The 957-nt window shown below is 24.5% G+C and carries 1 protein-coding gene; it reads left to right on the top strand.

Annotation, left to right across the window (positions count from 1 at the left end; all coding sequences use genetic code 11):
* Window positions 1-606: 606 nt before the first annotated feature.
* Entirely contained in the window at window positions 607-807 is a 201-nt protein-coding gene (locus GJV77_RS14645) for a hypothetical protein (RefSeq protein ID WP_155037069.1), read from the top strand.
* Window positions 808-957: the final 150 nt, after the last annotated feature.

Below are 957 nucleotides of genomic sequence, written 5' to 3'. Positions count from 1 at the left end.
AAATGCTGTTGCATTTATTTGTTGAATCTAAGAAATATAAAAATATTCTATTCTCTAATTTCTATCTCAAATCTTATTTTTGTTAATTTTACTATAATATTTATTTTTAAATATAATAAATATTACCTTATTTAAATCAAAATAAACTCATAATTATATTTTACTTAAACAATCTACAATAAATTTTACTTTTTATCTGTATTTTACAACCACCAAAGTTGTTTCCATAATTATATTATGCTTGTTTTGTAAAAAAATAATATCGACTTTGTGTTTATTTGTTTTGGATATGTTACTTAGTGTTAGATGTAGATATTGTATAAATATTTAATTATTATAAAATCATTAGTGTCCGATAAAACTTATTATTAATCTAAGTACACAACAAAAAACTAAATCGATTGATATTTAATGGGTTGTATTAGTTTTTAGAGAGTAATAATCTTGATGAGTAGTCAAATCCAAGTTAAAACACTAATAAGCCTACACCATGTTTTTTGATTGTGATAGGTTTGATAGTGTCCATATAGTCACCAATTTTATAACACCATACAAAAGCAATCATTACTAACAAGATTAGTTTTTTAAGTCTATCAATTGATAGTTTTGTCGTGTACTAAGAATGGGCAATTAAATTATGAAACTAATAAAGAAAATGGAAGGACAAAATCCTATTATGAAAATGGACTTACTTACTTTGAAGATGGAAAAGTTAGAAGTAAAGTAGACAAAGAAAGAGAAGTCATTTTTTACAATAAAAATGGAGAACAGGTTTCTTATGAAGAAATGAAACAAGAGAAAGAATAACTATCCTGTTACTACATTTAGTAAAGCTTATGATAATAAACTAAAAAACAGAGGGTATAAGTATAGTTTTTTGACACAATACAAAAAAAGGATGCTGAATAAGCATCCTTTTCTGAGGGTGTACCGCCAACTGTGTCACAAAATTAATTA

This window comes from Myroides pelagicus, assembly GCF_009711055.1.
Lineage (GTDB): Bacteria > Bacteroidota > Bacteroidia > Flavobacteriales > Flavobacteriaceae > Flavobacterium > Flavobacterium pelagicum.
Note: the sequence above shows the minus strand (reverse complement) of the source record. Positions and strands in the feature narration are given on the sequence as shown.